11 protein-coding genes are annotated in these 20,739 nt (G+C 43.4%); 9 read left to right on the forward strand and 2 right to left on the reverse strand.

Annotated features, from left to right (window positions below; genetic code table 11):
• Positions 1-16: 16 nt before the first annotated feature.
• Positions 17-4,303: a two-component regulator propeller domain-containing protein gene (locus tag ACOJR9_RS06690; RefSeq protein ID WP_420936078.1), complete on the forward strand. Its 4,287-nt coding sequence runs from the start codon at positions 17-19 to the stop codon at positions 4,301-4,303.
• A gap of 163 nt (positions 4,304-4,466) precedes the next feature.
• On the opposite strand, the gene ACOJR9_RS06695 is transcribed toward ACOJR9_RS06690, so the two are convergent.
• The gene (locus ACOJR9_RS06695) at positions 4,467-6,095 is read right to left on the reverse strand and encodes a response regulator (protein WP_420935540.1); all 1,629 of its coding nucleotides are present in this window, start codon (positions 6,093-6,095) and stop codon (positions 4,467-4,469) included.
• A 374-nt stretch (positions 6,096-6,469) separates the two neighbouring features.
• Between ACOJR9_RS06695 and ACOJR9_RS06700 the strand changes: the two genes are divergently transcribed.
• The 5 genes from ACOJR9_RS06700 to ACOJR9_RS06720 all read left to right on the forward strand — a co-directional run bounded on the left by ACOJR9_RS06700 (position 6,470) and on the right by ACOJR9_RS06720 (position 17,255).
• On the forward strand, positions 6,470-7,117 hold the full coding sequence (locus ACOJR9_RS06700) for a Crp/Fnr family transcriptional regulator (protein WP_420935541.1): 648 nt from the start codon (positions 6,470-6,472) through the stop codon (positions 7,115-7,117).
• A gap of 164 nt (positions 7,118-7,281) precedes the next feature.
• Positions 7,282-15,885 carry a GH36-type glycosyl hydrolase domain-containing protein gene (locus ACOJR9_RS06705; RefSeq protein WP_420935542.1) on the forward strand — a complete coding sequence of 2,868 codons (8,604 nt, stop codon included), beginning with the start codon at positions 7,282-7,284 and terminating at the stop codon, positions 15,883-15,885.
• Between the two features lie 344 nt (positions 15,886-16,229).
• Complete coding sequence (locus ACOJR9_RS06710; RefSeq protein ID WP_420935543.1) at positions 16,230-16,469, forward strand: PEP/pyruvate-binding domain-containing protein; 240 nt, start codon at positions 16,230-16,232, stop codon at positions 16,467-16,469.
• On the forward strand, positions 16,415-16,579 hold the full coding sequence (locus ACOJR9_RS06715) for a hypothetical protein (protein WP_420936079.1): 165 nt from the start codon (positions 16,415-16,417) through the stop codon (positions 16,577-16,579). Before ACOJR9_RS06710 ends, ACOJR9_RS06715 begins: the two co-directional genes overlap by 55 nt.
• A gap of 73 nt (positions 16,580-16,652) precedes the next feature.
• Positions 16,653-17,255: a sterol desaturase family protein gene (locus ACOJR9_RS06720; RefSeq protein ID WP_420935544.1), complete on the forward strand. Its 603-nt coding sequence runs from the start codon at positions 16,653-16,655 to the stop codon at positions 17,253-17,255.
• 64 nt (positions 17,256-17,319) lie between these two features.
• Here ACOJR9_RS06720 and ACOJR9_RS06725 read toward each other — a convergent pair whose 3' ends face one another.
• Positions 17,320-18,321: a 2-hydroxyacid dehydrogenase gene (locus tag ACOJR9_RS06725; protein ID WP_420935545.1), complete on the reverse strand. Its 1,002-nt coding sequence runs from the start codon at positions 18,319-18,321 to the stop codon at positions 17,320-17,322.
• A gap of 330 nt (positions 18,322-18,651) precedes the next feature.
• On the opposite strand from ACOJR9_RS06725, the gene ACOJR9_RS06730 reads away from it, so the two are divergent.
• Genes ACOJR9_RS06730 through ACOJR9_RS06740 form a run of 3 tightly spaced genes read left to right on the forward strand, consistent with a single transcriptional unit; the run spans position 18,652 to position 20,717 of the window.
• The gene (locus tag ACOJR9_RS06730; protein WP_420935546.1) at positions 18,652-18,891 is read left to right on the forward strand and encodes an SHOCT domain-containing protein; all 240 of its coding nucleotides are present in this window, start codon (positions 18,652-18,654) and stop codon (positions 18,889-18,891) included.
• Positions 18,878-20,335, forward strand: a complete 1,458-nt coding sequence (gene atpD, locus ACOJR9_RS06735; RefSeq protein ID WP_420935547.1) for a F0F1 ATP synthase subunit beta — start codon at positions 18,878-18,880, stop codon at positions 20,333-20,335. Before ACOJR9_RS06730 ends, atpD begins: the two co-directional genes overlap by 14 nt.
• Complete coding sequence (locus ACOJR9_RS06740) at positions 20,325-20,717, forward strand: F0F1 ATP synthase subunit epsilon (protein WP_420935548.1); 393 nt, start codon at positions 20,325-20,327, stop codon at positions 20,715-20,717. Before atpD ends, ACOJR9_RS06740 begins: the two co-directional genes overlap by 11 nt.
• The last annotated feature ends 22 nt before the right edge of the window (positions 20,718-20,739 follow it).

Consider the following 20,739-nt stretch of genomic DNA (forward strand, 5'->3'; position numbering starts at 1 on the left):
CGTACATTTGCGAAAAATGACGACCCATCAAGCTTTTTTCTTGCGGGCTTTTACAGCAATTTTCTTATTTTTACTTTGTGTGTCCAAGGGGCACTCATCAGGCTCGGATAAGCTAATCAATGAATACACCGTTGACCAACTCACGGCCAGTGATGGTTTCGTCTCCTCCGAAATTTACTCAATTATTCAAGACCAACAAGGCTTTTTGTGGTTTGGCACTGCCGAAAATGGCGTCATGCGCTATGATGGAAATAGAGTCAGACTGTTTGAATCAAGCAATGATGTAGCAAAAGGGTTATCACATAACGATGCTGGTAACCTCATGTTGGATAAGGATGGCAATATTTGGGTGGGTACGTGGGGGGGAGGGGCAAATAAATATGATCCGTCAACTGGAACCTTTCAACGATTCAGCAATGACCCCAACAATGTAACGTCGCTTTCTTCAAATCGTATTCAGTCTCTGTTTCATGACAGCACCGGTACTATTTGGCTAGGAACTTACAATAAAGGGCTCAATAAATACCGCGGTGATAATACGTTTCAACGGATTCTAAAAGAAGAGAGAGAGGAAGAGGGAAAGAGCACCGGTTTATCGCACAATCGTATTTGGGACATCATCGATAACGATGAAGAGTCCCTCTGGGTAGCAACAAGCTATGGCTTGAATTTACTTAGTAAAACCACACTTCTTGCAACACACTACTTCCCCGATGTAGACAATAAAACTGCCACAGGCGCCAACGAAATCCGAAGTTTGCTAATGACAAGCGCTGGGCAGTTTTATGTTGCGACCCAGGAAGGCCCTTTCCTATTTTTGCCCGAAACCGGTAGTTTCGTTGCTCAGCTTACAGAAGATGGGAGATCGTTAGGGCAGGTTAACTCGATGATTGAAGATCATCAGGGCAATGTGTGGTTTGTTTCAACTAATGGTTTGTATCGCCATACGGGAAGCAATAACGCTGTAGAGAAAATGAATTTTGGCTATGACAATGGCCTGAGAATAATTTTTGAAGATAAAACTCACACAAAGTGGATAACCAGTGAAGTGCACGGCATTTTTAAGCTGTCGCCCCGCCGAAACGTGAAACTGATCAACAGCGACTCGTTAGTTGCGCCAAACGGTATAGAGCTTGATGAAAATGACGATGTACTTATAGTAAATGCCAATGCCGAAATTTTTAAATGGCAGGTGAGTGAGCAGCAACTTCAGCAAGTGTCAAAATCAGTGTTCGATGGCTTTGATGATTATGCACAAAACGGCGTTCTCGAGCGCCCCATCATTCGCCCTGTTTCAGCCCCTGATAAGGGCCTTGTAGGAGCTAATACGCTTTGGGTTGCCCAAGATGACTACCTCGCAAAACTCAATAGAGACACCGGCGAGATAGAGCGAATTGAGTACCCAAAAGATGATAGCGAATTTCGACACTTTCGCGAGTTCAGAGCCCTTGAGGTAGACGATGAGGGGAACTTATGGGTAGGCACTTATAAAAACGGTGTTTACGTCTATAACTCTCGCGATAAAACATTCAAGCACTTAACCCAAGAAGATGGTCTTCCTCATCCTGAGATCCACACTATTTTCAAAGCGCGCAATGGCAACATGTGGGTGGGAACTGGTAAAGGTGTTAGCCGATGGCAGAAAGGCAGAAAAAGTTTCGATGTATTCAGCGCCGCCAAGCAAGGTGAAGCGCTGCTTGGAAGTATTGTTGAAGATATTCATCAAGGCGCCAATGGCGATATATGGATTGCAACGCAAAAAGGGTTGAATCGTTACCTACCTAACACACAAAGTTTCAGACAGTTTAGTGAGCAAGAAGGACTACCCGCACCCCTCATTCGAGCCATAGCAGATGGTGAGGGTGGTAAACTTTGGCTCACCACCAATAAAGGCATCTTTTTATACGATCCTAATGAGCAAAGCGCCAGCAACTATACCCGCAGTACAACGCCTACCGGGAAGAATTACTACGCTAGCATTTTAGTTAAGTCTACTCATGGTACTCTGTTTACCAGCAGTCAACGTGGTATCGAGTATTTTTCTGATGAAGAAGAACCGCAGGCACTAGTCGATGCAGGCATAGTTTTAACCGGGTTTAACATTATGGGTGAGAAGGCCGATACGACTACACCGCTTTCATATCTTAACGACGTTTATCTATCATACAAAGATTATTTTTTCTCCTTCGAGTTTGCTTTGCTTGATTACTCGTCAGAGACGAAACCTCATTTTGCTTACAAGCTTGAAGGCTACGATGAGCAGTGGATAGATATTGGTAACTACAACAATGTATCTTTCACTAATCTAAATGGTGGTGACTATACGCTTAGAGTAAAGGTCTTAAAGCCAAACGGTCAATGGAGTGAGGAACAGCTCGCGGTTAATTTACACGTAGAGAAAGTGCCATGGAAAACATGGTGGGCCTATACACTTTATTGCATGTTGTTAGTGGGTTTAGTGTTGTTAGCTATTTATCTGCGTACCAGACTGCACCAAACTGAAATTATTAAGCAGAAGAATTTTGTTCAGGTGTTAGAGCAACAGGTTTCTGATAAAACTGCTTCTCTAGAGCTGCAGGCACAGCAGCTTAAAGCGGCATTAAAAGAAGCAGAAGAAGCAACGAAGCTTAAATCTGAATTTCTTGCCAATATGAGCCATGAAATTAGAACGCCTATCAATGGCGTAATAGGTATGCTTGGGCTACTTAAAAACAGTGGTTTAAATACGCAGCAGGCACACCGAGTTAACATTGCGAATTCAAGTGCTAAGTCTCTACTAGTGCTGATAAATGATATTTTAGACTTCTCTAAAATTGAAGCTGACAAGCTGGAAATTGAAGCTGTGGATTTTGATTTGCGTGGTTTGATTGAAGAACTTGCTTATTCAATAGCCCACACCGCGCAAGAAAAGGGGGTAGAGGTTGTTGTCGACCTCGCCAAGGTGCCCATCTCAAAAATTAATTCAGATCCAAACCGGATAAAACAAATTCTAAATAACTTATTGAGCAATGCAGTTAAGTTCACGGAGCGCGGTGAATTAAGCATTGTGGCAGAGTTGCTTCCTGCTAAAGAGGAAGGGAAGTTAGTCATGCGCTGTGTAATAAGCGATACGGGTATTGGCATAGAGAAACGCAAGTTAGCAAGTCTTTTTGATGCATTTACTCAAGTAGATGCGTCTACCACACGTCGCTATGGGGGTACCGGGCTCGGTTTAACGATTACTAAAAAGTTGTGTGAATTACTAGGTGGTGAAATTACGGTAACCAGTGAGCTAGGTGAGGGGAGTTGTTTTGTAGTTACCTTTGAAGTCAACAAAGTAGACGGCGCTCAACCCATATCGCCGCGTATAACCAGGGCTAACCTTCACTGCCTTATTACAGACGATAATACAGCCAATCGAACTGCGCTTGAAAAGCAATTTACTGTGTGGGGTATCACTACATCAGTGGCCAATTCAGCTAGACGTGCCCTTGAACAATGCGAAAATACTGTTAATAGTGTAAAGCCAATTACTACAATATTTATTGATAAAGACATACCTGATATGCCTTTTGATACGTTCTGCACTGCACTGCGAGACGATGAACGTTTTCGTGATATTCACGTTGTAACAATGACCTCGCTCAAGGATGTCAGCAGCGCTGAACAAAATTATGCATTAGGCGTTTTTGCCAGCTTCCCCAAGCCTTTATCGACTAATGACTTTAAGAGCGTGTTAGAAGATAGCTCATCAATTGATGATTCTCATAACCCTAATCGCGAAGGCCCCCAATTTTCTGTCAAAGGCACGCCTTCTGTTGAAGTCAACGATGCTGAAAAGAGTACTTTTAAAACAGGTGCTTTTGAGACTGTTGTTTTTGAAACTGAAACGTTTGAAAATAAACAAGAGCCGTCGCCGTCTTTCTTGAGTAATACTCGGGTTTTATTGGTTGAAGACAATACGATAAATCAGATGGTTGCTACGAGCGTGATGGAAAGCGAAGGTTTTCAGGTAGACGTGGCCAGCAATGGAAAAGAGGCCCTTGAGCTTTTGCAACTGTGTGGCAACGATAGCGTGTACTCACTTGTTGTCATGGATTGTCAAATGCCGGAAATGGACGGGTTTGAAGCGACTCGACAGATAAGAAGAGGCGTTGGAGGCAAGCAATACCGAGAGGTTCCTATCATTGCAATGACTGCAAATGCGATGAAAAGCGATAGAGATATGTGCCTACAGGCGGGTATGGATGACTTTCTGACAAAACCTATCGAGCATACCGTTGTCATTTCTACGTTGAGAAAATGGCTTAATAAATCTAACTAAATGCTCGATAGTGTCTTGCACAGACTTAAGACTGCCGAGTCATTATTTTACTCTGCTACTCTGGTGCTTTGTTACCGAGCTACATTTTTACCGAACTAAATATCGATTTAAGCTTTGAATTCTGTACACAAGGCTACGTGAAGGGAGAAAGCGATACTGCTAATTACTTTCCGTTATTTGTTAAGATGCTTTTAACAGTCTCGTAGCGGGATAATTGTTCTTTAGAAAGTTGCGCAGACTCCAACGTTTCCCGACAAGACTTGATGGCTTGTCGCGTGTCGGCCGGTAATGCCTCACGAGACTTTCTAGCACGTATAATGGCTTGTAAATAGTTCAAGGCAATAGAAGGGTTTTTAGGCATGACTCTGAATGCCTGAGAAAACGTTGAGTAAGACTGCTCAAGATTACCCCTTTTATACTCAGCCACAGCAGAGTTATTTAATGCTTTAGGACTTAACGAAATAGCCGTTTTCTCTTCCTGCTCCTGCGCAATGTAGCGACTCATCAAGTTATCGCTTCCTTCATGTTTTTTCAAACGATGGGAGAGGGCTTCAAATATTTTCAGTGACTCATCTTTAAGCCCCACTTCATGTAGTGCTTTGGCTCTATCTAAAAGGGCTTCTGTAGAGTGGTGTTGCGCTTGGTCGATATGAAAGCCTGATAAGAGCGATTGCGCTTTAGCTACATCATCCTTCAAATAATGTAACCGTGCATCTAAAACATATAACTCGTCTTTAAGTGAGGCCTTAGGGTGCGCCTGTTTTAGCTGCTGCAAATAGCTTGTAGACTGCTTTACAATTCTATTCATATCTTCAGGCGCGGAAGTCATCGCAAAGTCGACGCCGGCCCTTGCGGCGCTCAGGTAAATATCAGGTGTATCATGTATTGAGTCACGGGCATAGCGTACAAGCTGTTTAGCACTGGTAAATTGATTTTCGTAGTTATGCGTTATGCGGGCTAAATTGATTGCCTGCCGGTGGCGAGATACTTTTCTTGGCGAAATATGGCAAGCGAGATTAGTGCATTCTAAGGCGTCATCAAAAGCATCGTACTGAATTTTTAATTTCGCGAGTAAATCATAAGCCGCTAGTTCAGCGTCGGGGCGCATAGCTAGCTGTAAAATTTCTCTTTCAGCATCATCAAATTCTTTGAGTGCTAACAGGCAGTTAGCAATACCTAGCTTTGCCCAGCTAAAATCTTGAACGTTTATAATTGCGTCGTAAAACGCTAATGCATCACAAAATCGCTCGTTGAGAATTAATAAGTCGCCCTTAATCTTCATTGCCAGCGGGAAATGTTCAGCGTGCTCAGGCTGAAGGAGAAATTGCTCTATCTCATAGAGCGCTTTCTCGTTGTCGCCCTTGTCCATAGCGCGATATACGTTTTTTAATGCTGCTTTCCTAGAGAGAACCCGAGAAAGTCGTCTATCCAACTCATTGACTGAAAACGGCTTTGCTATAAATTCATCAGGTTGTAGTTCGATAATGGCGTGAACGACTTCTGCGGTGGTATCTGCGCTAGTAAAAATAAAAGCACTAGTTAACGATAAAGTGTTCTGAGACTGTAATTGCTCAAGCAGATAATATCCACCCTGGTCAGAACGCAGGTTGTATGAGCAAATAATGGCGCTGTATTCTCGCTCTTGTAGCGATGCAATTGCAGTGGAAGGACGGTCTACATAGTCCATGTTACTAAACCCCAGCTGCTCAAGTGCATAGTGTAGGTGGCTTTTGGCTAACACCTGATCTTCAGCGATGAGTAATTTAGTATCTTTGGCTAAGTTATATTTCATATTCCTGCCACATAGTTGGTTTTTAAAACACCCATTAAAAAGCGTTTTACGATAAGCGTTAAAAGACAGTGGGCAACGTCAATGATTTCCCTATAACCTTCACTATAGCTTGTTATCGGCACAGATGCTCGAAAATTGACCCTTTCAACGCTGTGTTTTTAATACAGAGCTCCTCTCACAAGTTATTGAAGGAGCGACCCCATAATATCAACTGCGTGATAGCGCACAGACAAAGCTTAATAGTAGGTTCACCCTTTTAATCAGACAAAACATTTTCGATTAATCGATTGCAAAGGGAGAGACCATTGAATTCGGGTAATGCAATACCTCATACCAGTAGTTTTTTAAACCATCTATCCAAATCGCAACGAAGAATGATGATTGACAGATGTACACAAATTACATTGGAAAATGGTGAACAACTCAATACGGCCGATATGCCAATCGAAAAGGTGTATTTCCCTATCACTAGTTTTACTTCCTTCAAGACAAAAGTGATTGACGATAAGAGCATTGAAATTGGGCTGATAGGCTGTGAAGGAATGTTAGGTGCAAGCGTGGTGCTCGGCAATAAGAACGCACTTATGACTACTACGGTTCGTCATTCAGGAAGCGCATTGTGCATGGAAACTGATTTGTTTGAGGATCTCGTCAACCGAAACTCGCAAATCAGAAAATTAGTACTCAATTATCTGTATGTATTAATGCAACAATTTGGACAGCGTTGCGCGTGTAATAGATTTCATATGGTAAAGCAACGCCTAGCTCATTGGCTGCTGATTACACAAGATAGAACGCCAAGTAAACACCTTATTTTGACCCATGATTTTTTAGCTCAATTACTGGGTGTCAGGCGTAGCGCAGTGACCATTGCTGCGGGCCTAATCATGCAACAAGGAACGATTAGTTATAGTAGAGGAAACATCGTTGTGCTTTCAAGAAAAGCCCTTGAACTTACCTCTTGTGGTTGTTACCGCAACAGTATCAATGTCTACAACAAAACGATGGTCCACTTTTTCTAAGTTTCTTGTTTGGTGCGCTGCCGTACCGAAAGATGATGTTCATATATCTATATTGTTCGTCACTTAAGCACCGTTTAGTTTTCATATCAGTACAGCCAAATTTAATCGATGAACTTAAGTCCTCTCTTAACCTTAATCCACTCATGTGATGTGTAAGGAGACCTATGTTAGCTTTCTCTGATTTATTTTGTAGACATGACACTTTAGGCAGTCTTTGGAGCAGTAAACGACCCGTTCGTGAGGAATTATTTAGTACTGAACGCTTGGAAGAACATGCAATTAGTCTTGCTAAAGAACAAACGGTGACGAGCGCATTACGCGTAGTTTTACCTTTGCAATCGCGTTTATCTCAAAACGCAGAGGTACTGCTAGAGGCATACAATGCGAGTGCTAGAGAATTGGAAAATGGGAAAGGAGTGGTACCTGCAGCAGAATGGCTGCTTGATAATTATCATATAGTAGAGGAACAAATTCGAGAGGTCAGGAACGACTTGCCGGCGGATTATTATCGTCAACTGCCCAAATTGGCATCAGGTCCTTTTATAGGGTATCCAAGAGTTTTTGGATTGGCATGGGCTTATGTAGCCCATACGGATAGCTATTTTGATGCTGATAATTTGAGAAAGTTCGTTACCGCTTATCAGACGGTGACCCCGCTAAGTATTGGTGAACTATGGGCAGTAGCGATTACGTTGCGTATCGTACTTATTGAAAATTTACGGCGTTTGGTTGACCAGATAACTGCCGGTCGTTTAGCGCGTGCAGATGCCGACCAATTGACTGAAAATTTACTAATGTCAGACCATTCTCATGCGGTTTTATTAAAAGATATACAAAATCGATGGTCTGAGCCCTTGTCAGAAATATTCGCGGCTCAACTAGCAAAGCGTTTACGGGACCAAGATCCAAAAACTACCGGTGTTTTAGACTGGCTAGAGCAACGCTTAGCGTCTCAACATTTACGGGTAGAGGAGGTTGTGCTGCACTCTCAACTTAGTGAGGGAGCTTCCAATGTCAGTGTGCGCAATGTCATTAACTCTATGCGATGGATTTCAGATATTGATTGGTCTGAGCAATTCGAACAAGTTAGTTTGGTGGACCATACACTGCGTGCTTCAAGTGACTTTGCCAATATGGATTTTCGCACGCGTAATGCGTATCGAGACGCTATAGAACAGCTCTCTCAAGGCTGTGGGCAGTCTGAATTAGCGGTAACCGAACTCGCTTTACAATATGCGAAAATTGGGGCCTCGAGTGTTGTTGATGACATTGAGTCTAGTCGGCTTGGGGACCCTGGGTACTATCTTATCGATCAAGGGCGGAAACGTTTTGAAGACGCCTTACATTTTCGTCCTAGCTGGGGACTCTGGCTTTCTCGTTTACACGTAAAAATTGGCCTTATAGGTTATGCTTCATCGATTGTTCTGTTCGCCATTTCACTAGTGGTGGGCAACCTCTATTACTTTGGTTTTGAACAACTTCCACATTATGTGTTAGTCAGCGTTTTTCTTATTGCGTTTCTTCCTGCCACTGAAATATCGACCGCGATTATTAATCGTTGTGTCACATGGCGACTAAAAAATAGAATATTGCCAGGACTAGAATTAAAGCATGGTGTGCCACGCTCTCTGCGTACCTTAATTGCCGTACCCACTTTATTAACCAATGAACACGATCTTAACGAGCAGGTTGAGCGCTTAGAAGTACATTATTTATCTGGTGTCGGCGGTGATTTAAGTTTTGCCCTAATTATAGATGGAGTCGACGCCAATCAGGCGGAATTGGATAAAGACGCACCTTTACTCACTTTCGTTGCCAGCAAAATAAAACAGCTCAATCAACGATACACTGCAGGGCCTTCTGGTTCTCGCTTTCTGTTGTTTTATAGAGCCCGTCAATTTAATGCGACCGAAAACATCTGGATGGGGTGGGAGCGTAAAAGAGGCAAGTTACATGAGTTAAATCGCTTATTGCGAGGCGCCAACGATACAAGTTTTGTTGCCATTAAAGGTTCAAAAAGTATTGAAGTACCGAAAAACGTACGCTACATCATTACGCTAGATGCAGATACCCAACTCCCGCGAGAAACCATATTGCGATTGATTGGCAAAATGGGACATCCTCTCAATCGTCCGCGATTTAATGCTTGTACACATCGCATTGAAGCGGGATACGGTATTATTCAGCCTCGTGTAACGCCGTGCTTACCATCGGGTTCTGAGGGATCGTTTTATCAAAGGGTCATTTCGAGTCCTGGCGGAATGGATCCGTATGCGGCAGCAATCTCAGATGTATATCAGGATCTGTTTGCCGAGGGGTCTTTTACGGGAAAAGGCATATACGATATTGATGCGTTTGAGGCAGCACTTGCAGAAAGAGTAAAAGTGAACAGCATGCTGAGTCATGATTTGTTTGAAGGTATTTTCGCACGAGCCGCGCTTGTGTCCGACGTTGAAGTTGTCGAAGAGTTTCCTGCTCGTTACGACGTACTTGCAAAAAGACAACACCGTTGGATTCGTGGTGATTGGCAGTTGTTGCCTTGGATTGTCGGTAAATTTTCACAAGAGCAATCTGTATCCTGGCTAGGAAGATGGAAGCTACTTGATAATTTAAGACGTTCGCTCATTGCCCCTATCACTTTTCTTGCGTTGACTATGTCTTGGTTATTGCCAACAGATTTAGCACTGGTAAATTCGGCTTTTATACTCTCGACCATTATTATTCCACTGAGTATACCCAGTCTTTTTTCGCTGTTTCCTCCACGGTCTATTTTTGATAAACGCAATCATTATCGCACATGGCTGAGTGATAGCTCGCTGGTGTTTGCTCAAATTATATTTACGGTTGCTTATTTACCTGATCAAATGTGGCGTTCAATGGATGCCATATTACGCACTCTATTTCGCTTATTGTTTAGTCGGCGACATTTACTGGAATGGACGACCGCTGCGCAGTCCAATGGAAGCCCTCGTTTAAGTCTCATGGGTTTCTATCTCGATATGTGGAAGGCAACATTACTTAGTCAATTAATAGGGGGGGCCGCAATAGCCATGTCACCGCCAATTGTGACGATAGTGCTACCATTTTTATTGCTTTGGTTAGCGGCCCCTGCCTTGGCTTTTTTCAGCAGTCGAGCAAACTCATTGGGGCGGTATCAGGCGGCAGAGGAAGACGCCCCAGAGTTACGGTTGATTGCTAGGCGAACATGGCGTTACTTTGAGACGTTTGTAAGTACTGATGACAATATGCTCCCTCCCGATAATTTCCAGGAAACGCCAGAGCCAGTTATCGCCCATCGTACTTCACCCACTAATATCGGTCTCTATTTACTTTCCACCGTTGCGGCAAGAGATTTCGCCTGGATTGGGCTAGTCGCTATGATTGAGCGTTTAGAGGCCTTATTTTTAACCTTGGAAAAATTACCTAAATATAAAGGTCACTTATATAACTGGTACGACACGAAATGTTTAGGAATTTTACAACCAGCCTATGTATCGTCTGTAGATAGCGGCAACTTGGCTGGTCATTTAATTGCAATGGCGAACGCCTGTGATGGTTGGCGACAACACCCCTTTAATGGTCAAACAATGGTCGGTCTCAAAGACAATCTATTGTTATTGCGCGAGACCATTGCAACAACAACCATCACTCACAGTAACGAAGACAATGAACTGATGGCGATCATAACGAAAATGGATGCGACTATCAGTGATCAAAATGATGTCAGTGTTGTCGCGCGTCCACTTATTGATTTGTGTGAACATGCGTTGGAAAACGTGGTTGTTGATTTATCAAAGAATAAAGACATACATTGCGAAGACATACGTTTTTGGCTTTCGGCCATTAAAACGCTTTGTACTGAACATATTCAAGACATGCGGTTTGTATCGGATGAACTAGATGATGATAACGAGCTTATCAAAAGGCTACATCGGTTAGCTAAAGCTGCGCGCGATATGGCATACGCTATGGATTTTGCGTTTTTGATGGATGAAAAGCGTAAATTGTTGTCGATTGGTTTTTCTCAAAACGAGAACAGTCTCGATCCGAGTTGTTACGATTTATTGGCCTCAGAGGCGAGACTGGCCAGTCTGTTTGCCATCGCCAAAGGCGATTTATCTACGAAACACTGGTTTCATTTAGATCGCACCGCTACACCGTTAGCCAAAGGTTCAGCCTTGATATCGTGGTCAGGTTCCATGTTTGAGTACCTTATGCCCTCCTTAGTGATGCGTGCTCCAAAGAGAAGTTTGCTCGATCAAAGTAATTGCCAAGTAGTAGAGAGACAAATTGATTATGGACGGCAATTAGGCATTGTTTGGGGAGTATCAGAGTCTGCATTTAATGCTCGTGATATTGATTTTACGTATCAATATTCGAATTTTGGTGTGCCCGGGCTAGGACTTAAGCGCGGCCTATCCGAAAATATAGTCATTGCACCTTATGCAACAGGATTGGCGTGCATGACTAATCCTGCAGATGCACTTCATAATTTTCAAGCCTTAAAAAAATTAGGAGTAATGGGACGTTATGGTTTCTATGAAGCCGTAGATTTTACTGCTTCACGGTTATCCTCGAAACAAGAATTTGCGGTTGTAAATAATTTTATGGCTCATCATCAAGGCATGACCATCGTCGCTATCTTAAACAGCTTACAAAATGGCGTAATGCGCTCACGCTTTCATAAAGAACCTTGTATCCAAGCATGCGAGATGCTGCTACAAGAGCGAGTGCCTAAAGATATTGCCATCAGCTATCCACGGGCTGAAGAAGTCAGAGCGTCGAGCTACGTCACCACCAATAAGGGAACTACAATAAGAAGAATTCATGCCTCACTCACATCGCCTCCAACAACACATTTATTGTCAAACGGGCGCTATGCCGTGATGTTGACGGCCACCGGGGCAGGGTATAGTCGATGGGACGATGTTGCAATAACACGATGGCAGCAAGATTCCACATCTGACAGCAGCGGTGTATTCATCATGATGAGCGATGTTGACAGTGCTGCTCAATGGTCGACTACAGCTCTGCCATTTACTGAAGATAAGCATATACATTCTTGTGTCTTCACTGAAGATCACGCTGAGTTTACGACGCAAAAAGGCAACTTAACAACGACAATGGAAGTGCTTGTTTCAGGAGAGGACAATGGCGAAGTTAGACGTCTAACAGTGAGTAATAAAGGTCACTTTTCCCACGAGGTAGAATTCACCTCCTTTTGCGAATTAGTATTGGCGAAGGCGGCTAATGACAATGCTCACCCCGCGTTTTCAAAAATGTTTGTGCAAACCGAATACCTTCCTCAATGTAACGCGCTTATTGCCACGAGACGACAACGAAGCAAGCATGAGCCAGGCATTTGGGCAGCACATTTTGCGGTAGTCGAGGGGGAGCTAACGGCAGCCATACAGTATGAAACCAGCAGAACTAAATTTATCGGGCGTGGCAATACGATCACTACTGCCAGTGCAATGGCAAAAGAAACGTCCTCTTCTTTTCATTCGATGTCCAATACTGTGGGATGTGTATTAGACCCTATTTTTTCTTTACGATATCGTCTGAAAATATTCCCTGGAAGTTCAGTTCGATTATCTTTTTGGACATTAGTCGCTGCGTCGAGATCAGAACTTATTGACCTAATAGATAGGCACCATGATGTGAGCGCCTATGACAGAGCAAAAACCTTCGCGTGGACCCAAGCGCAAGTGCAGCTTAGGCACTGGGATATAGATCCCTCGGAGGTAGCTGACTTTCAAAATTTAGCCGCCGCAGTTTTGTACTCTGACCCTCGCTTCAAGGCATCGTCACAGAACATAGTTGATGGTGTGCGTGCTCAGTCTAATTTATGGGCTCATTCTATATCAGGTGATTTACCTATAGTGTTAATGCGCATAGATGACGCTGAAGACATCGATAAAGTAAAGCAACTGTTACGGGCCCATGAATATTGGCGAATGAAATCTCTCGATGTTGATATTGTCATTATTAATGAGCATCCATCGAGTTATCGTCAAGATTTGCAAAACCAAATCAGTCACTGCGTTCGCCGAAGTGAATCAAAACCAAGATTTAGCAGTGATAATTCGCCTAGTTCGCCGAACTTGCAAGGGGGCGCAGTTTACGTATTTCGTCTTGATGAGTTAAACGACACAGTACGTAATATGTTGCATGCCATTGCCAAAGTAATACTTGTGGCTCGGTACGGTCTTATCAGTAAACAATTACAGTTAAGAACAAAATCACAAGTGGTTGATAAGAATAACACGCCTATCGCTTCCACAGGCACCGCTGTTATAGCAGACTCTCGAAAAGTAGCGACAAAGCATACGGAACTTAATGTATCTGAACTGGAGTTTTATAATGGTATCGGTGGATTCGCCGACAATGGCAAAGAGTACGTAATATGTCTTAAAAATGGACAGAAAACCCCTGCGCCTTGGGTCAATGTGATTGCTAATCCTAGTTTTGGTTTTCATGTTTCTGGCGAAGGTAGTGGTTATACATGGTGCCAAAATAGCCGAGAAAATCAACTTACCTCTTGGTCCAATGATCCAGTATCAGATCCCATTGGTGAGATAGTCTATATACAAGATGTAGGCTGCGGTGAATTTTATACAGCCACGGCACAACCGCTTCAAGATAGAGGGACCTACATTACCCGACATGGGCACGGCTACAGTCGGTTTGAACATAAGGTGAGTGGCTTATCGCTAGATTTACTTCAATATGTGCCAGTAGCCGATCCTATTAAGCTCAGCCGTTTAACTATTTACAACGATTCACCTAATAGCCGCAAGTTGTCAATAACACACTATACCGAGTGGGTACTGGGTAATACGCGTGGGCCATCTGGAGCGTTTGTTAGCACTCATGAAGATGCAAATACGCATGCCATTTTGTTGCGTAATAGTTGGAGCATGGCTTTTCCCGAGCGGGTGGCGTTTGCCGATATGGCAGGGCAACAAAAAACATGGACCAGCGATAGAACAGAATTTATCGGCCGCAACGGACAAAAATCATCACCTAGAGCCTTAGTTGAGCAAGTACCGCTTTCAGGAAAAGTTGGTGCGGGTTTTGACGTGTGTACTGCTTTGCAAACCACTATTGATATCAAGCCCGGTGAAAGTGCTGAGATCGTCATGTTTATTGGACAAGGTGATTCTAATGAGCACGCAAAAGCGTTGATAAAAGCCTACAGAGATACAGATTTAGATACCGTATTTGATGAGGTTAACACCCATTGGAATGGCTTATTGAACAAAGTACAAGTAAGCACACCTGACCGAGCAATGGATATAATGCTAAACGGTTGGTTGCTCTATCAAACAATTGCTTGTCGAATCTGGGCACGCTCCTCTTTCTATCAAGCCAGCGGTGCCTACGGATTTAGAGATCAGCTCCAAGACGGTATGTCGCTGAGCTTTAGCTGCCCTGAACAGACCAGGGCGCATATATTGCGCACGGCGGCAAGACAGTTTGTAGAAGGCGACGTACAACATTGGTGGCTACCTCATTCAGGGCAAGGCGTTCGTACCCGTATTTCTGACGATAGAGTATGGCTCAGCGTGGCGACTGCACATTATATTAAGACTGCCGGCGACCCCAAAATTTTATCCGAGCTTGTGCCTTTCCTTGAAGGCAAACGCTTAAATGAAGACCAGCATGACGTGTATTTTACACCTTCAGTTGCAATCCAAAACGCGAGTTTGTTTGAGCATTGCGCGCGCGGTATAGAACAATGTATAGCGCTAACCGGTGAGCACGGGCTGCCTTTGATGGGAACAGGTGATTGGAACGACGGAATGAATTTAGTAGGCGCAGGCGGTAAGGGAGAAAGTGTATGGCTTGGGTGGCTACTAATATATGCGATAGACGAGTTGACAAAGTATGTCGGTGGGCAAATTGGCTCACACGAAAAAGCGCGCATAGTGAAATGGAAAAAACATGCTGCGCAATTACGCAAAAACATCGATAAGCATGCATGGGACGGACAATGGTATCGGCGTGCTACTTTTGATGATGGCTCTTGGTTAGGCGCTTCTAGCAATAAGGAGTGCACTATAGATTCTATTGCGCAATCGTGGGCAGTGCTAGCCAGCGGAGAAGACAGTGATAGATTGCACATAGCAATGACCGAGGTAGATAAACATCTGGTTAACAAAGACGATAATTTAGCACTTTTATTTACCCCACCTTTTGATAAAACTGAGCAAAACCCAGGTTACATTAAAGGTTATCCGCCAGGGTTGCGTGAAAATGGCGGCCAATACAGTCACGCGGCTATGTGGTATTTATTAGCCCTTACACAGCAAGGTGAAAGTAAAAAAGCAATCGAACTATTCACTATGCTAAACCCCATTAATCATTCAAATACGTCAGAAAAGACGCAGGTGTATAAAGTAGAGCCTTATGTTGTCGCTGCAGATATTTATTCAGTGGCACCATTCGTTGGACAAGGTGGTTGGACATGGTACACAGGTGCAGCAGGTTGGATGTATCAAGCAGGTATAGAGGGCATTCTAGGCATTTGTAAAGAAGGTCGTAGCGTAGTGATTAAGCCGTGTATACCTGATGAATGGCCGGGTTTTACTGCAACAATAGTTTTTGAACAGTGTCACCTTGAGATCAGCGTCGACAATAAAAAGCCGTTAGCTAGTAATCAATTACAAGGCCGATTAGATGATGAATTACTTAAACCAGATGGAGAAGCGTTGCGCATTGAGCTAAAAGACGGACATCACAATTTAGTTATATTTGCCATTTGATTTTATCGCGAAACGAAAATCAATTAATGGTTAGAGCGTGCATGAAGAGTGCTTGAGATAAACTAGAATCTACCGCCGATTTTTATCGGCTAGATTCTTTTCGACCTCATCTGTTTGCCAGCGCACAGAGCGCTTCCCCACCTTTTGATAGCCTTACTGAACGACGCCCAACAGCCAGATGTGCCCATTAACCGCGTTACTCGACGATGGTAGCTTCTAGTTCGTTAATTGAAAAGAATCTCGGCCTTATCCATTGCCACTCAATTTTAAAGGGGGGTTGTATCTGCCGTGTTGCGTAACGAATGCTCATAGGGATCCTCATGTTAATACCAAGGAAAAAAACGATGCAGCAGGTTAAACACTTTTCTGAAATACATCTACAAGACTTAGCGCTTGTTGGTGGTAAAAACTCGTCATTGGGTGAGATGTTTTCGGCGTTGTCATCCAAAGGCATAAAAGTCCCTGATGGTTTTGCGGTGACCAGCGATGGCTATTGGTCTTTTTTAGGTGAGAACAAACTGGTACCAAAATTGGCCTATGTGGCCAAGCTCCCAGTGATTATGCCGATTATGCTGCGTTCTTAGTCGATTGCGGTATTGACAGTATTTCGTTCAATCCTGATGCCTTGATAAAAGGTATTGCCAATATTAATCAAGCCGAAGCGAATACTATGCGCCAACAGAGTAGTGCGTAATGCGAGGGAAAAATAATGATACGTGTCGAGGGTTGTAATAACGGTAGCACTTGGCAAACACAAGAGGTATTCAATGAGTCTTTATAGTATTAAGCACAGCAAGCTCGCGTACCGAATAGATTTCGCTCTGTATGCTGCCTTAGTGTTGATAATGGTTGCTATTTTGTTGCTAACTGGAACATATGAAAGATGGTTGGCTTATGTAGCGTTTGCAGCGGCGGGGGTAGTGAGTTGGACACTTATTGAATATGCATTACACCGTTTTGTGATGCACGGTTTTCGTCCTTTTAAGCAATGGCACACCGAGCATCATCAACGTCCTAAAGCCTTAATTTACACGCCAACCATCATGAGTATGGCCCTAATAGCAACCTTAGTTTTTCTTCCGGCGCAAACATTTTTACGTGACTGGCAGTCTGCTTATGCATTAACACTTGGAGTGGTCATTGGGTATTTGTTTTATTCTGTAGTACACCATCTTATGCATCACAATGATGACAATAATATTTGGTTAAAGCGTCGCAAGCAATGGCACGCGATGCACCATCAAAATATTGAAAAGGTAGCTTATTTTGGGGTCACCAGCGGATTTTGGGACCATGTTTTCAGGAGCGACTATCGTCTAAGAAAAAGTACTCGAACAGCCCGCAGAGAAATTGACCCTAAATCACGCTGAAAGAGGAGGGCTAGCATGCTGCTTATTACCCGTGTCAGTCTTCGCCTGTGTATTAGATATGATATTAAGAAGCATCGATTAATACTTCATTTTCAATCTTCAGGTTTTTTTCAAACCGCGAAATGTTTGCTAGCGTGACCTGCGCAATTTTTACCATCGCTTCTTGCGTAAAAAAAGCTTGGTGGCTGGTAATAATGACATTGGGGAAGGTTAACAATCTTGCCAGTTGATCGTCTTGAATCACGTTTGATGACAAGTCTTCATAGAAAAACGCTTCCTCCTCCTCATATACATCTAAACCTAACAGGCCTATGTGGCCGGTTTTTAATGCTGAAATTGCAGCCTGTGTATTGATGAGTTTGCCGCGACTCGTGTTGACTATCGTAACGCCTTTTTGCATCTTCGCTAAAGATAGACTGTTAATCATATGGTATGTGTCGGGTGTTAATGGGCAATGCAAAGAAATAATAGTGGCTTGTTCAAGCAGGGTATCAAGGGGCACATAGTCTACGCCAGTTTCAATGCACGAGCTTTGCTCAATGGGATCAAAAGCAAGAATGCGGCATCCAAACCCCTGCATAATGTGGATAAATGCCCGGCCTATATTGCCAGTTCCCACTACGCCCACTGTTTTACCGTGCAAATCAACCCCCATTAAGTTGTGAAGCGAAAAATCACTCTCTCTCACGCGGTTATATGCCAGGTGTATTTTTCTATTCAAACACTGTAAGAGACCCACTGCATGTTCTGCCACGGCATAAGGAGAGTAGGACGGTACTCTTAATACCAGTAATCCTAAACGTTTGGCACATACTAAATCTACATGATTGTACCCCGCCGAGCGCAGTGCAATTAGCGTTATTCCACTGTCTTTGAGCTTGTTTAATACGGTTTCGTCTAAGCAGTCATTAATAAAAGCACAAACGACGCCTTCATTAGTGATCAGAGCCGCTGAATCTTCAGTTAAACGGGACGGGAAGTAACCTATCTCGTGTTTATATTCTTGGTTAGCTGCATTAAAAAACTCAATGTCGTACGGCTTACTGTTAAAAAAAGCAATTTTCACGGACTCATTTTCTCTGTCGTTGTCTTCTGCATGTTACCGATTCTAGTTAGATTATGATTAACGATATTGACGTACGGCAATGTTTTCCAAAAAAGACCCTCTCAAAAAATGTTGTGATGATGGGGTGATACGCTGCTTTAACAGTCAATAGTTGATTTAAACGCTGTGCGTGTTTGTGTGCTAACGAACAGATAAATGGTTTTCCACTCTATATGCTACTGCATTGATGTACCTATGAACTGTCATCGCGATTTTTAGCGTGGTGATGTAACGCGAGGCGTGTCCAGTGCAATATTTAACGATTAAAAACACTACCAGCAGGAGCGAAATATGAACCATGAATTTTGGCATGATTGGTATTTGAGTTGGGGCTGGTTTTTGTGGTTTGGAGTGTGGTTTCTGCTTATATCAAACTTAGGATATTGGGGCTACAGCTATCGTAGTTATCGTCGCTACTTATCACCGTCGAGTAAAAACGCGCAAGATTATTTAAATGAACGCTACGCGGCAGGAGAGATTAATCATGCAGAATTTGAAAAAATTAGAAGAGCAATAAGTGCTAAATCATGATCTTCAATCCGATATTTTAACCGAGCACACAGGAACCATTCTTTCTATTCGTGGCAGTGTGGTTGATGTGCATTTCAAACATCATTTACCTGCCATTCATTATATTTTGAATGTGGAAGGCGTGAACCCTGTTGTTTTAGAGGTGTTGGAGCAGCGCACTGTGCATGAAGTAAGATGTATTGCTTTGACACCCACGCAAGGGTTAGCGCGTGGCATGCCGGTTGTTAACAGTAACGAACCTTTGAGAGCGCCTGTAGGTAAGGATATTCTGTCTCGGATGTTTGACGTGTTTGGTCATACCATAGATAAAAAAGGAACACTGACTGGTATTGAATGGCGAACCGTTCATCGGCCGCCACCATCATTGAGTGAGCGCTCCACACAACCTGAAATATTTGCCACCGGTATTAAGGTTATTGACGTGTTAGTACCCCTTGAACGAGGCGGCAAAACTGGACTGTTTGGCGGCGCTGGGGTGGGTAAAACCGTACTCCTCACCGAAATAATCCACAATATGCTAGGCAAGCACAAAGGCGTATCTATATTTTGTGGTATCGGCGAGCGCTGCCGCGAGGGCGAAGAGCTGTATCGTGAAATGAAGGATGCTGGTGTATTGGACAACATGGTCATGCTATTTGCGCAAATGAATGAATTACCCGGTAGCCGTTTTCGGATAGGGCAGGTTGCTCTGACCATGGCTGAATATTTTCGAGACGACGAGCATAGAGATGTGTTGTTACTTATTGACAATATTTTTCGATTTATTCAAGCAGGATCTGAAGTCTCAGGTTTGATGGGAAAAATGCCATCACGGCTTGGTTACCAACCCACGATGGGGACAGAGCTCGCGGGATTACAGGAGCGCATTGCTAATACTCACAACGGCGCTATTACCTCAATTCAGGCAGTATATGTGCCCGCTGATGACTTTACCGATCCTGCTGCCGTGCATACATTTTCTCATTTGTCAGCCTCAATGGTGTTGTCGCGCCAGCGCGCCAGCGAGGGCTTGTTTCCCGCTATAGATCCCTTGCAATCGAATTCTAAAATGGCGAGTCCCCAAGTTATTGGTCAACGCCACTACGAGCTAGCTCAAAAAGTCCGAAGTACCTTAGCGCAGTACGCTGAACTTAAAGATATTATTGCGATGTTGGGCTTAGAGCAATTGTCTCAGAACGACCGAGCGATTGTAGGTCGTGCTCGACGACTTGAACGTTTTTTAACGCAACCGTTTTTTACCACTGAGCAGTTCACTGGCCATAAAGGCAAGTTTGTAAGTCTTAATGACGCTTTAGATGGATGTGAAAAGATTTTAAACGACGAATTTAAAGAGCTACCTGAAAGTGCTTTTTACATGATAGGCAGTATTGACGAACTGAAGCGAGACAATAACCAAAATCAGCTAAAAGTAAAATCAAAAGAAGACAGTAAATATGAAGCTTAACATTTTACTGCCATTCATGGTCCTGCTAGAGGAGAAGGGAGTCCTTCAGGTCAATATTGAGACCAGCGAAGGTGCTTTTGGTTTGCTAGAACACAGACTCGACTGCGTTGCACCGCTCTCTCCGGGAATTTTAAGCTATCGCGATCACCGAAATAAAGAGATCTTTTTTGCAATAGACAAAGGCATATTAATAAAAACGGGCACTAAGGTAAGCGTATCTGTGCGAAATGCAGTGGCGGGCGATGATTTAGACCATTTACATGAGGTGGTGATAAAACAGTTTTTGGACTTTGATGAGCAGGCACAGCAACTACGCTCAGTATTAGCAAAGCTAGAAAGCGGTTTTTTGCATCAATTTGTTGATTTACAAAATGACACATAAGGTGTTCTAAAGGTGCTCACTG

Origin of the sequence: Alteromonas ulvae, from assembly GCF_048987005.1 — a bacterium.
GTDB lineage: Bacteria > Pseudomonadota > Gammaproteobacteria > Enterobacterales > Alteromonadaceae > Alteromonas.